The sequence below is a fragment of the Polaromonas eurypsychrophila genome (assembly GCF_014641715.1).
Taxonomy (GTDB): Bacteria; Pseudomonadota; Gammaproteobacteria; order Burkholderiales; family Burkholderiaceae_C; genus Polaromonas; species Polaromonas eurypsychrophila.
Genome location: NZ_BMIG01000003.1, coordinates 340052 through 358868, shown reverse-complemented (window position 1 = coordinate 358868; position 18817 = coordinate 340052). Strand labels below are relative to the sequence as shown.

Annotated in this window: 19 protein-coding genes; 10 read left to right on the top strand and 9 right to left on the bottom strand. The window is 61.8% G+C overall.

What is annotated here, in order from left to right; translation table 11 throughout:
- The first annotated feature begins 615 nt into the window (after positions 1-615).
- The 4 genes from IEX16_RS06655 to IEX16_RS06640 all read left to right on the top strand — a co-directional run bounded on the left by IEX16_RS06655 (position 616) and on the right by IEX16_RS06640 (position 4186).
- On the top strand, positions 616-1242 hold the full coding sequence (locus IEX16_RS06655; protein ID WP_188707557.1) for a GbsR/MarR family transcriptional regulator: 627 nt from the start codon (positions 616-618) through the stop codon (positions 1240-1242).
- Positions 1243-1244: 2 nt separating this feature from the next.
- Positions 1245-2765, top strand: coding sequence for a cytochrome ubiquinol oxidase subunit I (locus tag IEX16_RS06650; protein WP_188707556.1), 1521 nt, complete (start codon positions 1245-1247; stop codon positions 2763-2765).
- Complete coding sequence (locus IEX16_RS06645) at positions 2758-3789, top strand: cytochrome d ubiquinol oxidase subunit II (protein WP_188707555.1); 1032 nt, start codon at positions 2758-2760, stop codon at positions 3787-3789. Before IEX16_RS06650 ends, IEX16_RS06645 begins: the two co-directional genes overlap by 8 nt.
- Positions 3790-3853: 64 nt before the next feature.
- Entirely contained in the window at positions 3854-4186 is a 333-nt protein-coding gene (locus tag IEX16_RS06640; RefSeq protein WP_188707554.1) for a hypothetical protein, read from the top strand.
- 95 nt (positions 4187-4281) lie between these two features.
- Here IEX16_RS06640 and IEX16_RS06635 read toward each other — a convergent pair whose 3' ends face one another.
- From IEX16_RS06635 to IEX16_RS06605, 7 genes are all read right to left on the bottom strand, one after another.
- Positions 4282-5400, bottom strand: a complete 1119-nt coding sequence (locus tag IEX16_RS06635; RefSeq protein WP_188707553.1) for a 2Fe-2S iron-sulfur cluster-binding protein — start codon at positions 5398-5400, stop codon at positions 4282-4284.
- 122 nt (positions 5401-5522) lie between these two features.
- On the bottom strand, positions 5523-6029 hold the full coding sequence (gene paaD, locus IEX16_RS06630) for a 1,2-phenylacetyl-CoA epoxidase subunit PaaD (protein ID WP_188707552.1): 507 nt from the start codon (positions 6027-6029) through the stop codon (positions 5523-5525).
- A gap of 73 nt (positions 6030-6102) precedes the next feature.
- A complete protein-coding gene (gene paaC / locus IEX16_RS06625; RefSeq protein ID WP_188707551.1) occupies positions 6103-6849 on the bottom strand; it encodes a 1,2-phenylacetyl-CoA epoxidase subunit PaaC in 747 nt (248 codons plus the stop codon).
- Positions 6849-7142, bottom strand: a complete 294-nt coding sequence (paaB, locus tag IEX16_RS06620) for a 1,2-phenylacetyl-CoA epoxidase subunit PaaB (RefSeq protein ID WP_188707550.1) — start codon at positions 7140-7142, stop codon at positions 6849-6851. The genes paaC and paaB overlap by 1 nt, the downstream gene beginning before the upstream one ends.
- Positions 7139-8146 carry a 1,2-phenylacetyl-CoA epoxidase subunit PaaA gene (paaA, locus tag IEX16_RS06615; protein WP_188707549.1) on the bottom strand — a complete coding sequence of 336 codons (1008 nt, stop codon included), beginning with the start codon at positions 8144-8146 and terminating at the stop codon, positions 7139-7141. Before paaA ends, paaB begins: the two co-directional genes overlap by 4 nt.
- Before the next feature lie 87 nt (positions 8147-8233).
- On the bottom strand, positions 8234-10300 hold the full coding sequence (locus IEX16_RS06610; RefSeq protein ID WP_188707548.1) for a protein kinase domain-containing protein: 2067 nt from the start codon (positions 10298-10300) through the stop codon (positions 8234-8236).
- A 25-nt stretch (positions 10301-10325) separates the two neighbouring features.
- Positions 10326-11312 (bottom strand): 23S rRNA (adenine(2030)-N(6))-methyltransferase RlmJ, encoded by a 987-nt coding sequence (locus tag IEX16_RS06605; RefSeq protein ID WP_188707547.1) that lies wholly within the window; start codon positions 11310-11312, stop codon positions 10326-10328.
- A gap of 176 nt (positions 11313-11488) precedes the next feature.
- Here IEX16_RS06605 and IEX16_RS06600 point away from each other — a divergent pair, with 176 nt between their 5' ends.
- The 6 genes from IEX16_RS06600 to erpA all read left to right on the top strand — a co-directional run bounded on the left by IEX16_RS06600 (position 11489) and on the right by erpA (position 16072).
- Positions 11489-13048: a serine/threonine-protein kinase gene (locus IEX16_RS06600; protein ID WP_444543968.1), complete on the top strand. Its 1560-nt coding sequence runs from the start codon at positions 11489-11491 to the stop codon at positions 13046-13048.
- 322 nt (positions 13049-13370) lie between these two features.
- Positions 13371-13814, top strand: coding sequence for a 50S ribosomal protein L13 (rplM, locus tag IEX16_RS06595; protein ID WP_188707545.1), 444 nt, complete (start codon positions 13371-13373; stop codon positions 13812-13814).
- Positions 13811-14203 (top strand): 30S ribosomal protein S9, encoded by a 393-nt coding sequence (gene rpsI, locus IEX16_RS06590; protein ID WP_188707544.1) that lies wholly within the window; start codon positions 13811-13813, stop codon positions 14201-14203. The genes rplM and rpsI overlap by 4 nt, the downstream gene beginning before the upstream one ends.
- Before the next feature lie 186 nt (positions 14204-14389).
- Complete coding sequence (locus tag IEX16_RS06585; protein WP_188707579.1) at positions 14390-15097, top strand: DUF6776 family protein; 708 nt, start codon at positions 14390-14392, stop codon at positions 15095-15097.
- A 26-nt stretch (positions 15098-15123) separates the two neighbouring features.
- Positions 15124-15567, top strand: a complete 444-nt coding sequence (locus IEX16_RS06580; RefSeq protein WP_188707543.1) for a bactofilin family protein — start codon at positions 15124-15126, stop codon at positions 15565-15567.
- Positions 15568-15706: 139 nt separating this feature from the next.
- Positions 15707-16072: an iron-sulfur cluster insertion protein ErpA gene (erpA, locus tag IEX16_RS06575; RefSeq protein ID WP_096698577.1), complete on the top strand. Its 366-nt coding sequence runs from the start codon at positions 15707-15709 to the stop codon at positions 16070-16072.
- 63 nt (positions 16073-16135) lie between these two features.
- Here erpA and IEX16_RS06570 read toward each other — a convergent pair whose 3' ends face one another.
- Positions 16136-17293 (bottom strand): anhydro-N-acetylmuramic acid kinase, encoded by a 1158-nt coding sequence (locus IEX16_RS06570; protein WP_268236602.1) that lies wholly within the window; start codon positions 17291-17293, stop codon positions 16136-16138.
- A 107-nt stretch (positions 17294-17400) separates the two neighbouring features.
- Complete coding sequence (locus tag IEX16_RS06565) at positions 17401-18759, bottom strand: M23 family metallopeptidase (RefSeq protein ID WP_188707578.1); 1359 nt, start codon at positions 18757-18759, stop codon at positions 17401-17403.
- Between the last annotated feature and the right edge of the window lie 58 nt (positions 18760-18817).

Sequence of the window (18817 nt, the reverse complement as noted above, 5' to 3'; positions counted from 1 at the left end):
TCTCATCTCCAATTACTGAATTTTCACATCAGCTATGGAGTACGTTTTTCGGGGGCAAGATCACTTTGCCAAAGCTTCCTTCGAACAACCACGGGCAAGGTCTGCCTCCAACACGCGCAGCCTTCGTAATTTGGTCAAGCCCAGGTCCGCTTGGACTGATGCGAGAACTGAGCCGAACGCTTCCTTAGCGTGAGCCGCCCCGACGCCCAGACCAAGCCTATACGTGCCGAAGCATGCTGCAAGAACAGCGATGACAGAAAGTGGGTATGCGAGAGAGCGCTTCATCTGCGGTTTAACTTAACGCATAGAGCAAAACTTGCTCGATAAACTGGCCGTGCTCAATACTCTGGGCCTGCTAAAAACGCTCAAGTTATTGTTTTTAAAAGAATATTCGATCTTCACCGCCACTCCTCAGCCAAATAAATAAGCGCCAAACCCCGCAGCCGCGAGTTTAGGTGTTGCTGGGCGCACCGTGCATCCCTCATTTGGACGGCCCCCATCTTTTTGACAGGCCGCAAAACCCTTTGGAGCGCCATGGAAAACAACATCGACTTGATTTTCATCATTGACTTCCTATAATTTCAGTAATTCCTGAAAATTCAATAAACTAAAACCATGAACCTCGCCCCCCTGACCCAGCGTTTTGTTTTGCATTTTGGCGAAATGGGCAGCCGCTGGGGCATCAACCGCACCGTGGGGCAGATTTATGCGCTGCTGTATGTGTCGCCGCGTGCGCTCAATGCAGACGAGATTGGCGAGGCGCTGGCTTTTTCACGCTCCAACGTCAGCATGGGTTTGAAAGAGCTTCAATCGTGGAACCTGGTGCGGCTGCAACACCTGCCCAACGACAGGCGCGAGTACTTTCAGGCGCCCGAAGACGTGTGGGCAATTTTTCGCACCTTGGCTGAAGAGCGGCGCAAACGCGAGATTGACCCCACCCTGTCCATGCTGCGCGACGCGCTGATGGAGCAGCCGTCCACCAGCGATGACATCCACGCCCAGGCGCGCATGAAGCAGATGCATGACTTGGTCGAACTCATGACCGGCTGGCTGGCAGACGTGCAGAAGATGGATTCGACCACGCTGATCAAACTCATGAAGATGGGCGCCAAGGTGCAGAAGCTGCTGGAGCTCACTGACAAGGTGAGCAGCACGGTCAAAGCCGGGCTGACAGGCCGCGCCGCCGCACCCAAGCTGGCAGCCCCACTGGCCAATAGTCCCGAAAAAAATAACCGGAGTTGATGATGGACGGTCTCGACGCATTCCTGTTGGCCCGCATCCAGTTTGCGGCCAACATCACTTTTCACATCCTGTTCCCCACCATCAGCATTTCGCTGGGTTGGGTGTTGCTGTTTTTCAAGCTGCGTTTTGTCAAAACCGGCCAGCAGCACTGGATGGACGCCTACCAGTTTTGGGTGAAAATTTTTGCACTGACTTTTGCGCTCGGTGTGGTCAGCGGCATCACCATGAGTTTCCAGTTCGGCACCAACTGGCCCGGTTACATGGAAAAAGTCGGCAACATTGCGGGGCCCTTGCTGGCCTACGAGGTGCTCACTGCCTTCTTTCTGGAGGCGACCATGTTGGGTGTGATGTTGTTTGCGCGTGAACGGGTCAGTGAGCGCATGCACACCATCGCTACCCTGCTGGTCGCGGGGGGCACCACGCTGTCGGCCTTCTGGATTTTGGCGCTTAACTCCTGGATGCACACGCCTGCCGGCTTCGAGATGATCAACGGTCAAGCGCATGTGACGAGCTGGCTGGAGGTGATTTTCAACCCGTCCTTTCCCTACCGCTTCACCCACATGATGCTGGCCTCGGGCCTGACCGTGGCTTTTCTGGTGGCGGGTATTTCGGCCTACCGCTGGCTGCGCGATGACAAAACCGCTGAAGTGATGGCCAGCCTGAAAACCGGTGTTTATCTTGCCGCCCTGCTGATTCCGCTGCAGATCATCGCCGGTGACCTGCATGGCCTGAACACTTTGGAGCACCAGCCCGCCAAGCTGGCCGCCATGGAGGGCATCTGGAAAACCGAAAAAGGGGCGCCAGCGATTCTGTTTGCCTTGCCCGATGAAAAGGCCAAGGAAAACCGCTACGAAATCGCCATTCCAAAACTGGCGTCGCTGTACCTGACCCATTCGTGGGACGGTGAGATCAAGGGTCTGGATCAGTTTGAAGGCAAACACCCGCCGGTGGCGCCGGTGTTCTGGGCGTTTCGCATCATGGTTGGCATGGGCATGCTGATGCTGTTGGTCAGCTGGGCCAGTGCCTTTCAGCTCGCACCGTGGAAAAAAACAGCCCCCACGTTCCCCGCTCCGCGTGGTTCACTGCCCCCCGAGGTGGCGCTGCGCCTGCGGGCCGGCGAAGCCAGGCCCGCGGCCCTGGCTGGTAAAGAGGTTGTTCCCCCGCAGGAGCTGAAGCGTTGGCAATTGCGCATGCTGGTGGCCATGACCTTTGCCGGCTGGATAGCGCTGATCGCCGGCTGGTATGTCACCGAGATTGGCCGCCAGCCCTGGCTGGTGACCGGTGTGCTGACCTCGGCCGAGGCGGCATCGCAGGTCCCCGCACCCCGTATTGCGTTGACCCTGGCCCTGTACCTCGCGCTGTATGCGGCACTGATCGTCGCCTATATCTCGGTGGTGTTTCACCTGGCGCGTCACAAGAAACACGCCGACAAGCCCTTTGGCGACGGTAACACCGCCGGCGACACCGAGAGGGAACTCAACGTCGTCAACTACCCGGAAAAGGAAGGAGCTGCCAATGCTTGATCTTGCGCCCGACCTGACGCAGGCCGCCGGCTGGATGCCGATTGTTTTTCTGGTGGTCATGGGCCTGGCAATGCTGGCCTATGTGATTCTTGATGGTTACGACCTGGGCGTGGGTGTGCTGATGCGCCGCGCCAGCGACGACGACAAAGACAGCATGATTGCCAGCATTGGCCCCTTCTGGGATGCCAACGAAACCTGGCTGGTGCTGGGCGTAGGCATCATGCTGACCGTGTTTCCGATGGCGCATGGCGTGATTCTGGGCGCGCTGTATCTGCCGGTGGCTTTCATGCTGATCGGCCTGACCTTGCGTGGCGTGGCCTTTGACTTCCGAGTTAAGGCGCGGGCCGCGCACAAGCCGTTGTGGAACCGCCTCTTCTACACCGGCTCGCTGCTGGCCAGCTGGTCCCAGGGTTATATGCTGGGTTCGCTGATCACAGGCTTTGCATCGACGTGGTGGGTGATGCTGTTCAATGCAGTGATCGGCCTGGCGCTGGTCGCCGCCTACTGCCTGCTCGGTGCGGGCTGGCTGATCATCAAATCCGAAGGTGCGCTGCAGCTGCACGCAGTGCGCTGGGCGCGTGCCAGCCTGCTCTTCACCATGGCTGGCGTGGCCGCGATCTCGATCGCCACGCCGCTGGTTAGCCCCAGCATTTTTGCCAAATGGTTTTCTTTTCCCAACATCGTGCTGCTGATCCCGATTCCGGCCGCGACGGCGGTGTTGTTCGCGGTGATTTACCGCAGCCTGCAGCGCCTGCCGGTGCGTCTTGCAGAGGGCAATGAATATGGCGCCTGGGTCCCTTTTGGTGCTACGGTGGGTGTCTTTTTGCTGGCGTTTTACGGCCTGGCCTACAGTCTGTTTCCGTGGCTGGTGATAGACCGCATCACCATCTGGCAGGCTGCGACGGCACCGGCTGCCATGGGTGTGATTCTGGTCGGTGCGGCGGTGGTGCTGCCCATGATCATTGGCTACACCGTGTTTGCCTACCGCGTGTTCTGGGGCAAAAGCGCGGCGCTCACGTATTGAGCGCGGCCGGCGGGCCTGTTGGCGATAAAATTGTGTTTTTCTCACCTTGCGAGCCCACCCCTCCATGTATATGCAGAGCAACTACAACGCGTCGCTGCAGTCAGCCGACGGACTCACTGCAACACAGCGCGAGTCTGCCGAACAAAAGTTCGTGGAGGTGCTGGAGCACGCGCTGGGAGGCGCATCCGCTGTGCGCGGTGCTTATGTGGAATGGCTGGCCGTTCGCTCCCTGCGCGCCGAAAATCCGGCTGACTTGCGGTCCAGCGAAGAGTTGCAGGCGATTGCCCGCTGGGAGCAGGCCGCTGAGCACGCCACGCGCGCGGTTTTCCGCCAGATGAAAATAGCGGCGCAGAACGCTTTTTTCGAATTGCACGTCTGGAACTCGCGCACGCGCTGACTGTCATCCCGGGCTGGACCCGGGATCCATGCATCAACAACTACCGGCGTGGTCCATGCGCATGGATTGCGAATCAAGTCCGCATTGATAAATCCCTAACGATCGTCATAGCTGATGGAAACGCTGTCGCTCAGTGGCCGCGCCTGGCAGCTCAGCACAAAGCCTTTTTTCACTTCCCAGTCTTCCAGCGTGAAGTTTTTTTCCATGTGAACCTGGCCTGCAATCACCTTGGCGCGGCAGGTGCAACAGACGCCGCCCTTGCAGCTATAGGGCAGGTCCAACCCCGCCGCCAGCGCCACGTCGAGCACGCGTTCATGGTCGTGCATGCGCAGTTCGTACGATTTGCCGTCCAGTTGCACCGACAGGCGGATGGGGCCCGCAACGCTTCCGGATTGCAAGCCATTTTGGCCTTCAGCCCTTTGCTGGCGGGCGTGAACAGCTAGTGAATTGATGGCGTCTGCGGGCTGGACGGAACTCGTGAACCGTTCGCTGTGGATGCGCTCGCGCGGCACCCCTGCGGCCCGCAGCGCCTGCTCGCAAGCCTCAATCATGGCCTCGGGGCCGCAAATGAAAGTCTCGGCGATGCCAGCAGGAGGAATCAGGCTGGCCAGCAACTGGCTGGCTTTGGCCACATCGAGCCGACCATTGAACAGTGCGACTTCCTGCGCCTGGCGCGACAGCAGGTGGATCAAATTGAGGCGCGCCGGGTAGCGGTCCTTCAGGTCCTGCAGCGCTTCGTTGAACAGGATGGAGCTGCTGCGCTGGTTGCAGTACACCAGTGTGAACGTGGAGTCGGTTTCGCCGGCCAGCGTGCTGGCGATGATGGACAGCAGCGGTGTGATGCCCGAGCCCGCGGCCCAGCCCACGCGGTGCACCGCGCCCGTGATGCGCGGCGTGAAACGGCCCTCGGGCGGCATCACGTCCAGGGTGTCGCCGGCTTGTAAGTGCGTGGCCCAGTTGGAAAAAGCGCCGCCTTCAACCGGTTTGATGCCCACCTCGATTTCGCCGCGCGCGGCCAGCAGTTGCGTGCTGCTGCAGATCGAATAACTACGGCGTACCGACTCGGTGTTTATGGTCGCTCTGAGCGTGAGGAACTGCCCTGGATTGAAGCGGTAGAGATCCTGCAGCTCGGGCGGGATCGCAAAGCTGAGCACCACGGCACCTGCGGCTTCGGGTGTGACGCGTGAAATGGTGAGTGAATGGAAGTAGGACATGTGAAGTCAGTTGCCGGTGTTCTCTTGACCAGCCGGGGCCGCGGAACCGGCTTTGCCGGGCCGCAGGCGTATCGCCCCCTCGGGGGGCAGAGAGCTACACGGAGTGAGCGAACGTGGGGGCATCAATAACTTTTGAAGTAGTCGAACGGTTCCAGGCAGTCCAGGCACTTGTAAAGCGCCTTGCAGGCGGTGGAGCCAAAGTGCGAGGTTTCGGTGGTGTTGAGTGAGCCGCATTGCGGGCAGGCCACGGCTTCGGCAGCATGGCGTGGCGCAAAGCGGATGACTTTGTCGCTGCCCGGTACCAGAGTGTGTGGCGGCGCAATGCCATAGCTGCGCAGCTTGGTTTTGGCGGCCGCCGTGATCCAGTCGGTGGTCCAGGCCGGAGCGAGCTGTGTGGTGATGCGCGCGCTGAGCTGCTGCTGCGCAAGTGCCGTGTGGATGTCGTCGGCGATCTGGTCCATGGCCGGGCAACCGCTATAGGTTGGGGTGATGATGATTTCGAGACCTTCATCATCTTCGCGCACGTCTCGGAGGATGCCGAGCTCGCGAATCGACACGACAGGGATTTCCGGGTCGGGCACCGCGTCCAGCGCGTCCCAGACCTGCTGCACCCGGCTGGCGGCCTGCATCACCACCACCACCACCCGTTTGGGGGGGGTGTTCCATAAAAGCTTCCTGAAGCTCGTGGTGAGCGCGAAGCGTTCACCATAGAGCCCGCGGATGGGCGCGCGCCAGCGACTGCATGTCGGCCAGCAGCGGCGCCAGGTGGTCGCTGTGCTGGCCGGTCTTGCCGTGTGGCAGGCTGGCTTGAACAGACGGGCGCAGCAACCCGGCTTCTTTCAGTGCATCGTTGACCAACCCGTCCCATGGCGCTCGCAGCGCCGGCCTATCAGAAGTCCAGAATTCCGCCGTGTAAGGCATTAATTGGTTCAGGGCGGCTTGCGTGCGTTGATGCGACTCGGTCGTGCCGTCACCCAATCGAATCAGCCAATCGCGCGAATGGCGGAAGTGGTAACGCACTTCCTTGAGCGACTTGCCGGCGATGCCTGCAAGCTGCGCATCGTTCGATGCCTGCAGCGCCTCCCACTGCAGCAGCATGAAGGCGCTGTAGAGGAAGTTGCGAACAATCGTCACCGCGTAGTCGCGCTCCGACGTCGCCGAGGCATGCGGCAGTTCGAGCAGCGTGAAGTTGCGGAAGTCGTCGGCATTGCGGAAGTAGGCCAGCGAATCCTCCGAGGCGCCGCCTCCACTGACGGTTGCGGCGTGCTGGTACAACATACGCGCCTGGCCGATCAGGTCCAGGCTCATGTTGGCGAGAGCGATGTCTTCTTCGAGCACCGGCCCGTTGCCGCACCACTCGGCATTGCGCTGGCCCAGCACCAGCGCGTTGTCGGCCAGGTGCAGCAATTGTTTCAGTGAGGCATGGACAGAAGAGGCGACGGCATTCATCACATGTGGCCCACTTCGTCGGGGATCGCGTAAAAAGTCGGATGCCGGTAAATCTTGTCGGCCATGGGCTCGAAGAATTCGGCCTTGTCGTCCGGTTCGCTGGCAGTGATGGTGCTGGACGGAACCACCCAAATGCTCACGCCCTCCTGGCGCCGGGTGTAAACATCGCGTGCCATCTGCAGCGCCTGCTGCGCATCAACCGCGTGCAGGCTGCCGCAATGTTTGTGCTCCAGCCCCTGCTTGCTGCGCACGAACACCTCCCAAAGCGGCCACTCATTTTGCGGGGTAGTCATGCCGCCTCCTTCAGCGCCCGTGCGCGCTGTTTGGCGGCATAGGCCTGCGCCGCATCGCGCACCCACTGGCCGTCGTCATGCGCTTTCACGCGATTGGCCAGCCGCTCTTTGTTACACGGGCCGTTGCCGTTGACAACTTCCCAGAACTCGTCCCAGTCGATGGCGCCGTAGTCGTGCTGCTGGCGCTCCTCGTTCCACTTGAGGTCGGGGTCGGGCAAAGTGACGCCGAGAATCGCAGCTTGCGGCACTGTGGCGTCAACAAATTTCTGGCGCAATTCGTCGTTGGACAGGCGTTTGATGCCCCAGCGCATGCCCTGGGCGCTGTTGGTGCTGGCCGCGTCAGGCGGGCCGAACATCGCAAGCACCGGCCACCACCAGCGGTTCACCGCATCCTGCACCATGGCGCGCTGCTCGGGCGTGCCCCGCATTTGCACCATCAGGCTTTCAAAGCCCTGGCGCTGGTGAAAACTTTCTTCCTTGCAGATGCGGATCATTGCGCGGGCGTAGGGGCCATAAGAGCAGCGACAGATCGGCACCTGGTTCATGATGGCTGCGCCGTCGACCAGCCAGCCGATCACGCCGACATCGGCCCACAGCAGGGTCGGGTAGTTGAAGATGGAGCTGTATTTGGCCTTGCCGGTGTGCAGCGCGTCGAGCAACTGGTCGCGAGAGGTACCCAGGGTCTCGGCGGCGGAATACAGGTAGAGGCCATGGCCGCCTTCGTCCTGCACCTTGGCCAGCAAAATCGCCTTACGCTTGAGTGAAGGTGCGCGCGAGATCCAGTTGCCCTCGGGCTGCATGCCGATGATTTCGCTGTGCGCATGCTGGCTGATCTGGCGCACCAGGGTGCGGCGGTAGGCCTCGGGCATCCAGTCCTGCGGCTCGATCTTCTGGTCGGCGTCGATTTTTTCGTCGAAGCGGGTTTGCAGCGCATCAGGCGCGGCCACCACGGCCGCCAGCGCTGGAGTCGTCCCGTCGGGTACGTCAAGGGATTGGGTGTACATGCTTGTCTCCGGTCGCTGGGGCTCGCTAAAAGGCCAGTCTGGCGTCAGTATATCAATTAACCGACCGTTCGGTCGGTTAATTGCCGATCAGGCTGGCCAGGAGCTTGCGCGCGCCAGGTCAACCAGCAGTGCATCGGCCGAGGCGTAACGCGCCTGCGGGTTCTTGGCCATCAGCCGGTTCACGATCGGTTGCAGCGTCGCATGGGCCGGCGGCAGCGCCGGTGTCTCGGCGTGCAGGTGTTTGGCCAGCAGCAGTTCCAGCGACTCGGCCACAAAAGGGCGCTGGCCGGCCAGCATCTCGAACAGCATCACGCCCAGGCTGTAGAGGTCGGAACTGGCCGTCACCGCGCGGCCGCCGGCCTGCTCGGGGCTCAGGTAATACGGCGTGCCCACCACGTCGCCATGCCGGGTTTGCGTCATGCCCAGGCTTTCGGCCTGCAGCATGGACTTGGCAATGCCGAAGTCGGCCAACGCAATGCTGCCGTCGTTGCGCAGCATGACGTTTTCAGGTTTGACATCGCGGTGCACGATGCCGTGACTGTGGACGGCCGACAGCGCCTGCGCAATTTGCCTGACAAGGGTCAGGGCGCGTTCGCGCGTCATGCCGGGGCCGAACAGCGCGCGCATGTCGCCGCGCTCGAAGTACTCCATGGCGATGTAGGCATGGTCGTCGGTGAAGCCCTGGTCGTGGATGCGGATCACATGCGGGTGGTCGATCTTGCACAGCAGCGCGTATTCCTGGATGAAACGCACTAGGTGCTCCGACGCCGCTTTGCCGCTTGAATCGAGCACCTTCAGAACAATCGGCAGGCCGTCGCTTTCACGCTCGGCCAGATAGACCTCGGTCATGCCGCCTGCGCCGATCTTTTGGGTGATGCGATAGCCCTTCAGGCGCATGGCCTCGCCTTCGCCGTCAAAACGCAGTCCTCTGAGCGCCGCCAGCTTGGACTGTAGCGCGTCCTTGACGGCGCGTGCCGTGATGCCGGAATTGATCTTCACCGCGGCGCTGACTTCGTCCGCTCGTTCTGTCAGGCTGGCCATGCCGTGGATCTTGTCGTCGAGCTGTGTGACCAGCCCGGTGATTTCGACCACCTCCAGCGCGGGCAGCCCTCCGCGCAAGGCGAGGCTGTCGCGCGTCCCGGTCTGTATGCCGGAGCCGGCCTGCGCCAGCACACTGCCGCTGGCCAGCACGGTCCAGCCGCGCTCGCGCGTGGTGGCCTCCAGCCGCGCGGCCAGACCTACGGTGTCGCCGACCGGGGTCAGGTCCTGGTTGTCGTCGGCGCCGATGCGGCACAGGCGGACTTCACCGCCGTGCAGGCCGACGCCGATGGCAAACGGCGGCAGGCCGCGCGCCGGAAAGCGTTGCTCCAGCCAGGCGCGGAATTCCTGGGTGGCCAGGGCCATGGCCAGTGCTGCGGAGATCGCGCGGCGTGGCGCCGGCAGCGGTGAGCCGCTGAGGGTGTCGGCAAACACCGCCATCAGCCCGTCGCCGACAAACTTCAGGTGGCGCCCGCCGTTTTTCAGCACTGGCTGGCTGGTCCGCTCGAAATATTCGGTCAGCAATTGCGAGACTTCGGCGGCGTCGAGTTTTTCAGCCAACGAGGTGAAGTTGCGTATGGTCGAGACCAGCACGGTTGCCTGCAGCGCCTGGCTGGTGTCGCCGCCGGCTGGCGGCAATGCCAGCGCAAAAGCGCCGGCACGCTTGCCGCCAATACTGTCGGCAAACGATGCGCGCAGGCGCGACTCCAGCGCGGCCAGGTCCGAGTTGATGTGATCCTGGACGCGCGCTTTTTTACGGATCTGCGCATCCACGGCGTCCAGCAACTCGGTGCGCGTGAAGGGTTTGGACAGATAGTCATCGGCGCCGGTGGTCATGCCGCGGCGCATGCTGGTACGGTCGTCCAGCGCGGTCAGCAGCACAAAAGGTGTGGTGGCCAGAGCGCTGTCGGCGCGCAACGCTGCCAGCAGCGCAAAGCCGTCCATGCCGGGCATGTTCACGTCCGAGATGATCAGGTCGGGCGCGTGGGCACGGGCTTGTGCCAGTCCGGCTTCGCCATCTGCGGCCGCCAGGGTTTCAAAACCTTCGAGCTTCAAGAGGCGGACGATGTTGCCGCGGATGTCATCGTCGTCTTCAACCACCAGAATCAGTGCCATGGCCCTGTCCTTGCTGCCCGCTGTATCAGCCGCCGTGTTCCAGCGTGAAGCCGGCATTGCGGTCTTGCCCCAGGCGCGCCACCAGTTGCGGAAGGGCCGCTTGCAGGTCGGCCTTCAGCGTGTGCGGCGGGTTGATCACAAACATGCCGCTGGCCGGCAAACCGGGCCGTTTCACGTCGCCCGCTTCGTCGGTGGTCAGCTTGCTGGACTTGACGGTCAGGGTCGCGTTGAGCCAGCTGCGGCCGGCCTTGACTGCCAGGGTTTTCAGCTTGCGCGGCAGATCGTGGGCTTCCGGGCGCGGAATGATCGGGTACCAGACCACATAGGTGCCGGTGGCAAAACGCTTGACGGCGTCGGCCATGCATACCACCACCCGCGCGTAGTCGGTCTTGATTTCGTAGCTGGGGTCGCACAGCACCATGGCACGGCGCGCCGGCGGCGGTAAAAAGGTCCTCAGCACTTCAAAGCCGTCTTCGCGCGTCACGCTGACCTGCCGGCCCACGCCGAGTTGCTCGATGTTGCCGGTCAGCGATTTGAAGTCGGTGGGGTGCAGTTCAAACAGCTTGAGCTTGTCGCGGCCGCTGAGGAACTTCTGCGCGATAAAAGGCGAGCCGGGGTAAATTTTCAGATGGGCCGAGTCGCCGGTTTCTGCAAAAGCCTGATTCAGGCTGCGCAGAAGATCGACGTAATCCTGCAGAGCCGGCGCCAGTACCTCGTTCGCGGGTGTTTTGGTTTTTTTGACTGCTACAGTTTTGATAGCTGGGACCGCCCGTTCGCCATGGGCTGGAGGCGTATTCGGAGCTGAAAACAGGCGAAATACACCGTCTTTGGCCTCGCCGCTGGTCTCGGTGTAATCCCCGTCGAGCCGGTACAGGCCGGCACCCGCGTGGGTGTCAAACACGGTCAGTGCCGTGTCTTTCTGGGTCAGATACTTCATCAACGCGATCAGCGTGGTGTGCTTGAGCACGTCGGCGTGGTTGCCGGCATGGAAGGCGTGGCGATAACTAAACATGGGCCTATGTTAACGGCCGCTACCGCTTTGACCTTTCCAAAGCGCTGGGCAACACGACGGACGGTCGTTTTGCAATCTGCAACACCTTCATGACGCGTGTTGGGCTACGGCCGACCGCCTGCCTTGACGCCAGCGGAGGCCCCATGCCTAATTGGCAACGAAAGTTTCCATTGTCTTTGCACACGACTGCCTTGCCGTCCGGCACGCCTGTTTCCTTGATCACCCATGCGGACGCCCTGGCGCCGGGGACGCGGCTGGCCGAGTTTGAATTGCAGGGCGCGCTCGGCGCCGGTGGTTTCGGCATGGTTTACCAGGCCTTCGACCACTCGCTGCAGCGGCCGGTGGCCATCAAGGAATACCTGCCCGCCGCACTTGCCGGACGCGGGCAGGACGGCGCGGTCATCGTGCGGGATCCGGCAGACCAGCCGGCTTTTGCGGCCGGGCTGCAGTCTTTTGTCGCGGAGGCCCGCCTGCTGGCGCAGTTTGATCATCCGTCGCTGGTCAGGGTGTTCCGCTATCGGGAGGACAACCAGACCGCCTACATGGTGATGCCGCTGTACCGCGGCATGACGCTGCAGGCGGCGCGCACCCAGATGCGCAGCCCGCCGACCGAGGCCTGGCTGCGCAAGGTGTTGTGGGCGGTGCTCGGCGCGCTCAAGACCTTGCACCACGGCAGCGCAGTACACCGCGATGTATCACCCGACAATATTTTTCTGCAGGACAACGGCCCGCCGGTGTTGCTGGATCTGGGCGCTGCGCGTCACGCCATAGGCGGCAAGACGCAGGACCTGACCGACGCCCTCAAGCTCAGTTATGCGCCGCTGGAGCAGCACCCGGGCGCCCCCGAGATGCGTCAGGGACCGTGGACCGACCTCTACGCGCTGGCGGCGGTGGTGCACGGCTTGCTGTGCAACAAGCCGCCGCTGCCCGCCACCCTTCGCGCGGTACGCGACCGCCTGCCGCCGTTTGAGCGTGTGGCGCGTACGGTGCAGGAGCAGTTTGGCCTGACTTACAGCCCGGCGTTTGTGCAGGCGATAGGCCAGGCACTGGCCATTGCGCCGAAGAATCGGCCGCAAACCGTGGCCGCGCTGGTGCAGGCGATGGGGCTGGAAACACCCAACGGCATGTCGCGTTTCGACTGGCGTGGCGAACTGGGTGCCATCTGGGTCCCGCCGGTTTTGTCTGTGCCGCAGCAGGCAAATGCCCAGTGCGTCCGTACCCGTGAAAGCGCCGGTGCCGGCCGACGAGCCGACGCAGCCTTTGCTTGCATCAGCCCGCCGGCGCGACGTACCACGGTCCAGGGTGCGGGCTGCATCGGCACCGATCCAGTCGCCCATGCAGTGGCGCGCCGGCGCGTCTTTGGCCGCCGTGCTGCTGGCTGCCGCGTCGGCGGTGATGCTCATGGGCCAGGGCGGGGAACCTGCGGCGCAAGACGTGGCCTTGGTGGCGCCGACGCCGGCTGTCGTGCCGCAGCCAGAGCCGCCGCTGCTGCTGTCCACCGCGCAGCCGCTATCGACCGAGAGGGCGGGCACGGGACAGAACGATGCGGCGGCTACAGCGTCTCCGGTGCCACCCAGGCGTGTCGTCCGCAGGAAAGAGGCGCTGCCGGAGCCGGCCCCGCCCGACCCGCCGCCGGCGACCGTGGTGGCACAGCCAGTCGTGCCTCAGCGCTTGGAGCTTGCCGCTGCCGCCACGCCGGGCCTGCCCGATCCGCGCCTGTCATGCGCCGACAGTAGTTTCATCGGCCGGCCCATGTGTATTTACCGCGAGTGCCGGAAACCCGGCATGGCCACGCTGCCCCTGTGTGTGGAAAACAACGTGCAGATGTTAAACACCCGAAAATTCGAGGGCTTTTAGGTCTGGAGCCCTTTCAAAGGGCCTGTTTCTGACCTTTGGGATGCATGGACTGGCGGAAAAACTGCCGACTTTGTATAATCAGGGGCTTCGCAGCGATTGGCTGGCCCCGCGGCGAAGTATCTTTCCCACCTAAGAGGTTTCCATCAGAGAAACACCGACCGTGGAAAAGGGCTGCTCAAACCAACTTTTGAAAAGTAAACCATGACAACTTTCAGCGCAAAACCCGCTGACGTGGTGCATGAGTGGTTTGTGATTGACGCGACCGATAAGGTCCTCGGACGAGTAGCCAGCGAAGTTGCTCTCCGTTTGCGCGGCAAACACAAGGCCATTTATACGCCTCACGTCGATACCGGTGACTTCATCGTCATCATCAACGCAGCCCAGCTTCGTGTCACCGGCGCCAAGTCGACCGACAAGATTTACTACCGCCACTCGGGTTACCCCGGCGGTATCTCGGCAACGAATTTCCGCGACATGCAAACCAAGTTCCCGGGCCGCGCCCTGGAAAAAGCCGTCAAAGGTATGTTGCCCAAGGGCCCGCTCGGTTACGCCATGATCAAGAAACTCAAGGTTTATGGTGGTGCAGAGCACCCGCATACCGCCCAACAGCCCAAAGTGCTTGAAATTGCAGGAGCCGCCAAATGATCGGTGATTGGAACAATGGCACCGGCCGTCGCAAATCCAGCGTCGCCCGCGTGTTTATCAAAAAAGGCACTGGCAAGATCACTGTCAACGACCGGGACATCCAGACCTTTTTCGGTCGCGAAACCTCGATCATGATCTGCAAGCAGCCGTTGCACCTGACCAACCACGTCGAAACCTTCGACATCATGGTCAACGTCCATGGCGGCGGTGAGTCCGGCCAGGCCGGCGCTATCCGTCACGGCATCACCCGTGCCCTGATCGACTATGACACCACGCTCAAGCCGGTGTTGAGCCAGGCCGGCTTCGTGACCCGTGACGCCCGTGAAGTCGAGCGTAAAAAGGTCGGTTTCCGTTCGGCACGCCGCCGCAAGCAGTTCAGCAAACGTTAAGACGTTTCTGCTGTCCCCGAAAAGCCGTCTGGTTTGCGCCTGACGGCTTTTTTCATGGCCTTTCGCTGGAGCGGCGCCGACGCAAACCCTTACCCGCGCTTTACCGGGCTGGGCCCGGCGTGTCGCGGTTGCGGGGTCAACTGCGTGCACAATGCACCTCCCGACATAAAAACGCAGGGTCTGCCTTTGAAGTTTCGCCTGTTTCGCCGCCGTCTGACCATCAGTTCCCCGCGCATGGCCATACGCACCTCCATGCCTTGGCCTCTGCGCTGGGCGATGGGCGCGATGATGCTGGGTTTTTCCGCTGCCATTGCGCTGTGGACCTTTGAACTTGGCGTCAGCATTGCCGGACTGGACAAGGCAGCCAAGCTCGAATTGGGCAAGCTGCGTGAGGAGGTCGCCGAGCTGCGCTCCGAACGCAACAAATCGCAGTCAATCGCCAATATTTCAGGCAGCCTGCTGACGGCCGAGAAAGCCGCGCAGGAAAAGATGGTGGGCCAGATCAAGCAACTGGAGTCGGAGAACCGGTTGCTGCGTGATGATTTGGGGTTTTTTGAGAAGCTGTTGCCGGCTGCCGGTGCCGACAGTGCGGCCATTCGGGGCCTGCAGGCCGAAAAACTGTCGGACATGCAGCTGAAATGGCAGGTGCTGGTCATTCAGCCAGTACGCGATGCGCCGGTATTCAACGGCAAACTGGAGTTGACATTCAGCGGCACGCTGGCCGGAAATCCCTGGACTACCGGATTGTCCGGCGGTGCGCAAACTTTACAGTTCAAACAGTACCGGCGCGTGGAGGGTGTCCTCGACTTGCCGCCCCAAGCCGTGGTACAAACGATTTCAGCCAAGCTCATCGAAGGAACCGTGACGCGTTCCGTGCAAGCCATCAAGTTGTAATGTGGATGTCAAACAGGAATTTCCCCATGTTCGGTAAAAAAGCCCAGCCCTCCATTCGCAGCCTTATCGCCCAAGGCAGTTGCATTGAAGGCAATCTCAAGTTCACCGATGGCTTGCGCATTGACGGTGAAGTGATCGGTGACATTCGCGCCAACGAGGGCAGCCCCAGCATTCTGGTGATCAGCGAGTCGGCCTGTGTCACCGGCCATATTCACGCCGACCACGTCATCATCAATGGCCGTGTAATGGGCCCGGTGCATGCTTCAGAACTGCTAGAGTTGCAGCCCAAGGCAAAAATTCAGGGCGATATCGCCTACAAGGCGCTTGAAATGCACCAGGGTGCCGTCATCTTTGGTCAGTTGCGACCCACTGATCAGGAGTCCGGGGACAAACCCCTGCTGACGCTGGCTGCCAACAACGTCGAGAAGGCCCGCGAGGAAGCGCCGGTCAGCGGCTACGGCCGGCCTTAGGCCCTGTGGGCTTTCAACGCTCAGGCTCGACTGGCTGCCCGGGTCTGTGCGCAAGCGCCATCAAGTCAGCGCCGCCTTTGTGGTTGCTTGAAGTGCGTTACGATGATCTGATTGATTGATTGTGAAGAACGGAGCCTCCATGAGCGCAGTAGCTGAAAACATCCAGACCGAAATGCCCGCCCCTTTTGTCTTTACCGACAGCGCGGCGGCCAAGGTGGCGGACCTGATCGCCGAAGAAGGCAACCCTGACCTGAAGTTGCGTGTGTTTGTGCAGGGTGGCGGTTGCTCGGGTTTCCAGTACGGCTTCACGTTTGACGAAATCACCAACGAAGACGACACCACCATGACCAAGAACGGTGTGTCGCTGTTGATTGACGCCATGAGCTACCAGTACCTCGTCGGTGCCGAGATCGATTACAAGGACGACCTTGAAGGCGCCCAGTTCGTGATCAAGAACCCGAACGCCACCAGCACTTGCGGCTGTGGTTCCAGCTTCTCTGCCTGAGCCATTAGCGCCCACCCAAAGGCCGCCGTGAGGCGGCTTTTTGCTTTCGGGCAGCCGGGAAGTTCAGGCCGGGTAAATCGCTCCCAGCACCCGCAGCCCGGCCGCACCGGTCACACTCGGCAGATTGCCCGGCAGGCCCAGCATGGCCTGGCGCGCCAGCCAGGCAAATGCTGCGGCTTCGACTTGCAGCGGCGGCAGGCCATGCAACGCCGACGATTCAACCCGCAATTGCGGCAAGCCTGCCTGCAGGCGCTGCATCAGGTGCTGGTTGAAGGCGCCCCCGCCACAGACAATCAGCAATTTGCTATCTTTTGCATAGCTGTTCACGCCCACCACACATGGGCTGACAGTGAATTCAGTCAATGTATGTTGGATGTCTTGAGGGCGCGCTTCGGGGAAGGCCGCGAGTTTTTCTTCCAACCAGGCCACGCTGAAAAGATCGCGGCCGGTACTTTTCGGAGGCGGCAGGGCGAAGTAGGGGTCATCGAGCAGGCTGGCCAGCAAGGCCGGGATCAGCTCGCCGGTGGCAGCCCAGGCGCCGCTGGCGTCGAAGGGCTGGCCAGTGTGACGCTGGCACCAGGCGTCCATCAGGGCGTTGCCCGTGCCGCAGTCAAAACCCAGCACAGCGCGTGTGTCTGCAGGCGGCAACACGCTCAGGTTTGAGATGCCGCCCAGATTGAGCACGCATACGGGTTCATCCGGCCGGCCAAACACGCCCTGGTGAAAAGCCGGTGCAAGCGGCGCGCCCTGGCCACCCGCGGCCAGGTCGCGGCTGCGAAAATCTGCGACCACTGGCAAGCCGGTCAGCTCTGCCAGCAGGGCCGGGTTGTTGAGTTGAAGGGTGTAGGCTGCAGAGGCAGGCTGGGAGCTTTGGGGGGCGCTGTGTGGCGGCTGATGCCTGACGGTTTGCCCGTGCGCGCCGACGGCCTGAACCTGGCTGGCCGTGACCCCCTGGGTGGCGCCCAGGCCCAGCAGCGTATTGACGACGCGGGCATACACCACTGCCAGTTGGTTGGCGGCCTGGGCCGCGCGGTGCAGTTCGTTATGACCGGGGGAGTTCAGCGCCAGCAACTCGGCGCGAAAGGCATTTGAAAAAGGCTCGGTAGCCGTCGCAATCACCTGCGGCTTGCCGCCCGAAAAATCGACCAGTACGCCGTCTGCACCATCCAGGGAGGTGCCTGACATCAGGCCGATGTAAATGTTGCCCCCACGTTCGCTCACTGCGTGTAACTCTCTGCCCCCCGAGGGGCGCTGCGCCTGCGGCCCGGCGAAGCCGGTTCCGTGGCCCCTGCTTGAATCAGTCAGCCACCAAAGGGTGCTCGTTTGGTCTATTCAGCCCGCGTCTGTCCAATGCTGGCAGCGGCTTGCAACTGGCTTTTCACGCCGGAAGCCAGTTCGCGGAAGGCGGGCATGGCTGCCGCAGACAAGGGAATGGTTTCACTCTGCTTGGCAATTGTCATGGGGTCCTGGTGTGCACCATTGACGCGAAACTCAAAATGCAGGTGCGGGCCGGTGGCCCAGCCGGTCGCGCCGACCAGGCCAATGGTCTGGCCCTGGCTGACATTCTGGCCCCGCTGCACCGAGATTTTGCTCAGGTGCGCATACACGGTCTCGTGGCCGTTGCGGTGCTTGATGAAAACAACATTGCCATAACCGTTTTGTGCGCCGGCAAACTCCACCACACCGTCACCGACTGTGCGTGCCGGGGTGCCGGTGGCTGCCGCAAAATCAGTGCCCAGATGCGCACGCCACTTTTGCAGGATCGGGTGAAAACGCATGGAAAAACCGCTGCTAATGCGCGAGAACTCGACGGGGGAGCTCAAGTAGGCGCGGCGCAGGCTCTTGCCGTCCAGGGTGTAGTAGCCGCCCTTGTTTTGAGCGCCTGCGCCCTGGCCGGAGGACTGGAACCACATGGCCTGGTGGGTTTTGCCCGCATTGACGAACTCGGCCGACAGCACGCGGCCGGTGCGCAAGGCTTCGCCGTCGGCTTCCAGGGTTTCATAAACCACGTTGAAGCGGTCTCCCTTGCGCAGCGCACGCCTGAAATCAATGTCGCCCGAGAATATCTCGGCGATCTGCACCGCGACGGCGTCAGGAATCCGGGCCTCATCGGTCGCTGCAAACAGCGAGCTCTGGATGTTGCCGCTGGCCAGCCGCGCCGATGCTGCGTAAGGCGCCGTTTCAATGCGTGAGCTCAGGCCCGCGGCGCTGCGCTCGATCACCAGGCGTTTGAACTGGGTTTCATCGTCAGTGGGCCAGCGCATGCTGAGCTTGAGCAGTTGCTGGCTGTCACTGGCTTCGACCGTAACGGCCTTGCCGGGACGGCCTGTCAGGATAAGGTGTGCATTGGCATCGCTGCGAAAAAAAGCCGTGGCGGAGGCATCGTCAATATTCAGGCGTCTGAGCAGGGTGTCGGCGGTATCGCTGCTGCGGGTGGTGTCGGTGCGAAACAATGAGTAGCGAAAATCGCCCAAAACATCGGACTGGCTGTCCGTTGGTAAGGCTTGAACGGCTTCCAGCACCTGGCGCACGGGCAGGTCGGCTGCGTCAGGTGCAAGTGGTGCCACGCCGAACGCGGTCACGCCCGTGCCGAGCAACAAGGCAGCCAATGTGCCTGTGATCCTTCTCGGATGACGGTGAAAAAAATCGGTGACGACCTGCAGGCCGTGAGAGAGATCGTTCTTGATCAAAACTGAAATTCCCTACTTAGAGAGCGATCAGGCAACACAGAGTTGGCCTGTAGCG

Bases quoted from the DNA above. Each gene is read 5' to 3' on its own strand.
- IEX16_RS06650 (WP_188707556.1), top strand. From the start codon at position 1,245: ATGGACGGTCTCGACGCATTCCTGTTGGCCCGCATCCAGTTTGCGGCC.
- paaA (WP_188707549.1), bottom strand. From the start codon at position 8,146: ATGTACACCCAATCCCTTGACGTACCCGACGGGACGACTCCAGCGCTG.
- rplM (WP_188707545.1), top strand. From the start codon at position 13,371: ATGACAACTTTCAGCGCAAAACCCGCTGACGTGGTGCATGAGTGGTTT.
- paaB (WP_188707550.1), bottom strand. From the start codon at position 7,142: ATGACTACCCCGCAAAATGAGTGGCCGCTTTGGGAGGTGTTCGTGCGC.
- erpA (WP_096698577.1), top strand. From the start codon at position 15,707: ATGAGCGCAGTAGCTGAAAACATCCAGACCGAAATGCCCGCCCCTTTT.
- IEX16_RS06610 (WP_188707548.1), bottom strand. From the start codon at position 10,300: ATGGCACTGATTCTGGTGGTTGAAGACGACGATGACATCCGCGGCAAC.
- IEX16_RS06655 (WP_188707557.1), top strand. From the start codon at position 616: ATGAACCTCGCCCCCCTGACCCAGCGTTTTGTTTTGCATTTTGGCGAA.
- IEX16_RS06645 (WP_188707555.1), top strand. From the start codon at position 2,758: ATGCTTGATCTTGCGCCCGACCTGACGCAGGCCGCCGGCTGGATGCCG.
- IEX16_RS06640 (WP_188707554.1), top strand. From the start codon at position 3,854: ATGTATATGCAGAGCAACTACAACGCGTCGCTGCAGTCAGCCGACGGA.
- IEX16_RS06635 (WP_188707553.1), bottom strand. From the start codon at position 5,400: ATGTCCTACTTCCATTCACTCACCATTTCACGCGTCACACCCGAAGCC.
- paaD (WP_188707552.1), bottom strand. From the start codon at position 6,029: ATGCAGGCCGCCAGCCGGGTGCAGCAGGTCTGGGACGCGCTGGACGCG.
- rpsI (WP_188707544.1), top strand. From the start codon at position 13,811: ATGATCGGTGATTGGAACAATGGCACCGGCCGTCGCAAATCCAGCGTC.
- IEX16_RS06580 (WP_188707543.1), top strand. From the start codon at position 15,124: ATGTTCGGTAAAAAAGCCCAGCCCTCCATTCGCAGCCTTATCGCCCAA.
- paaC (WP_188707551.1), bottom strand. From the start codon at position 6,849: ATGAATGCCGTCGCCTCTTCTGTCCATGCCTCACTGAAACAATTGCTG.
- IEX16_RS06605 (WP_188707547.1), bottom strand. From the start codon at position 11,312: ATGTTTAGTTATCGCCACGCCTTCCATGCCGGCAACCACGCCGACGTG.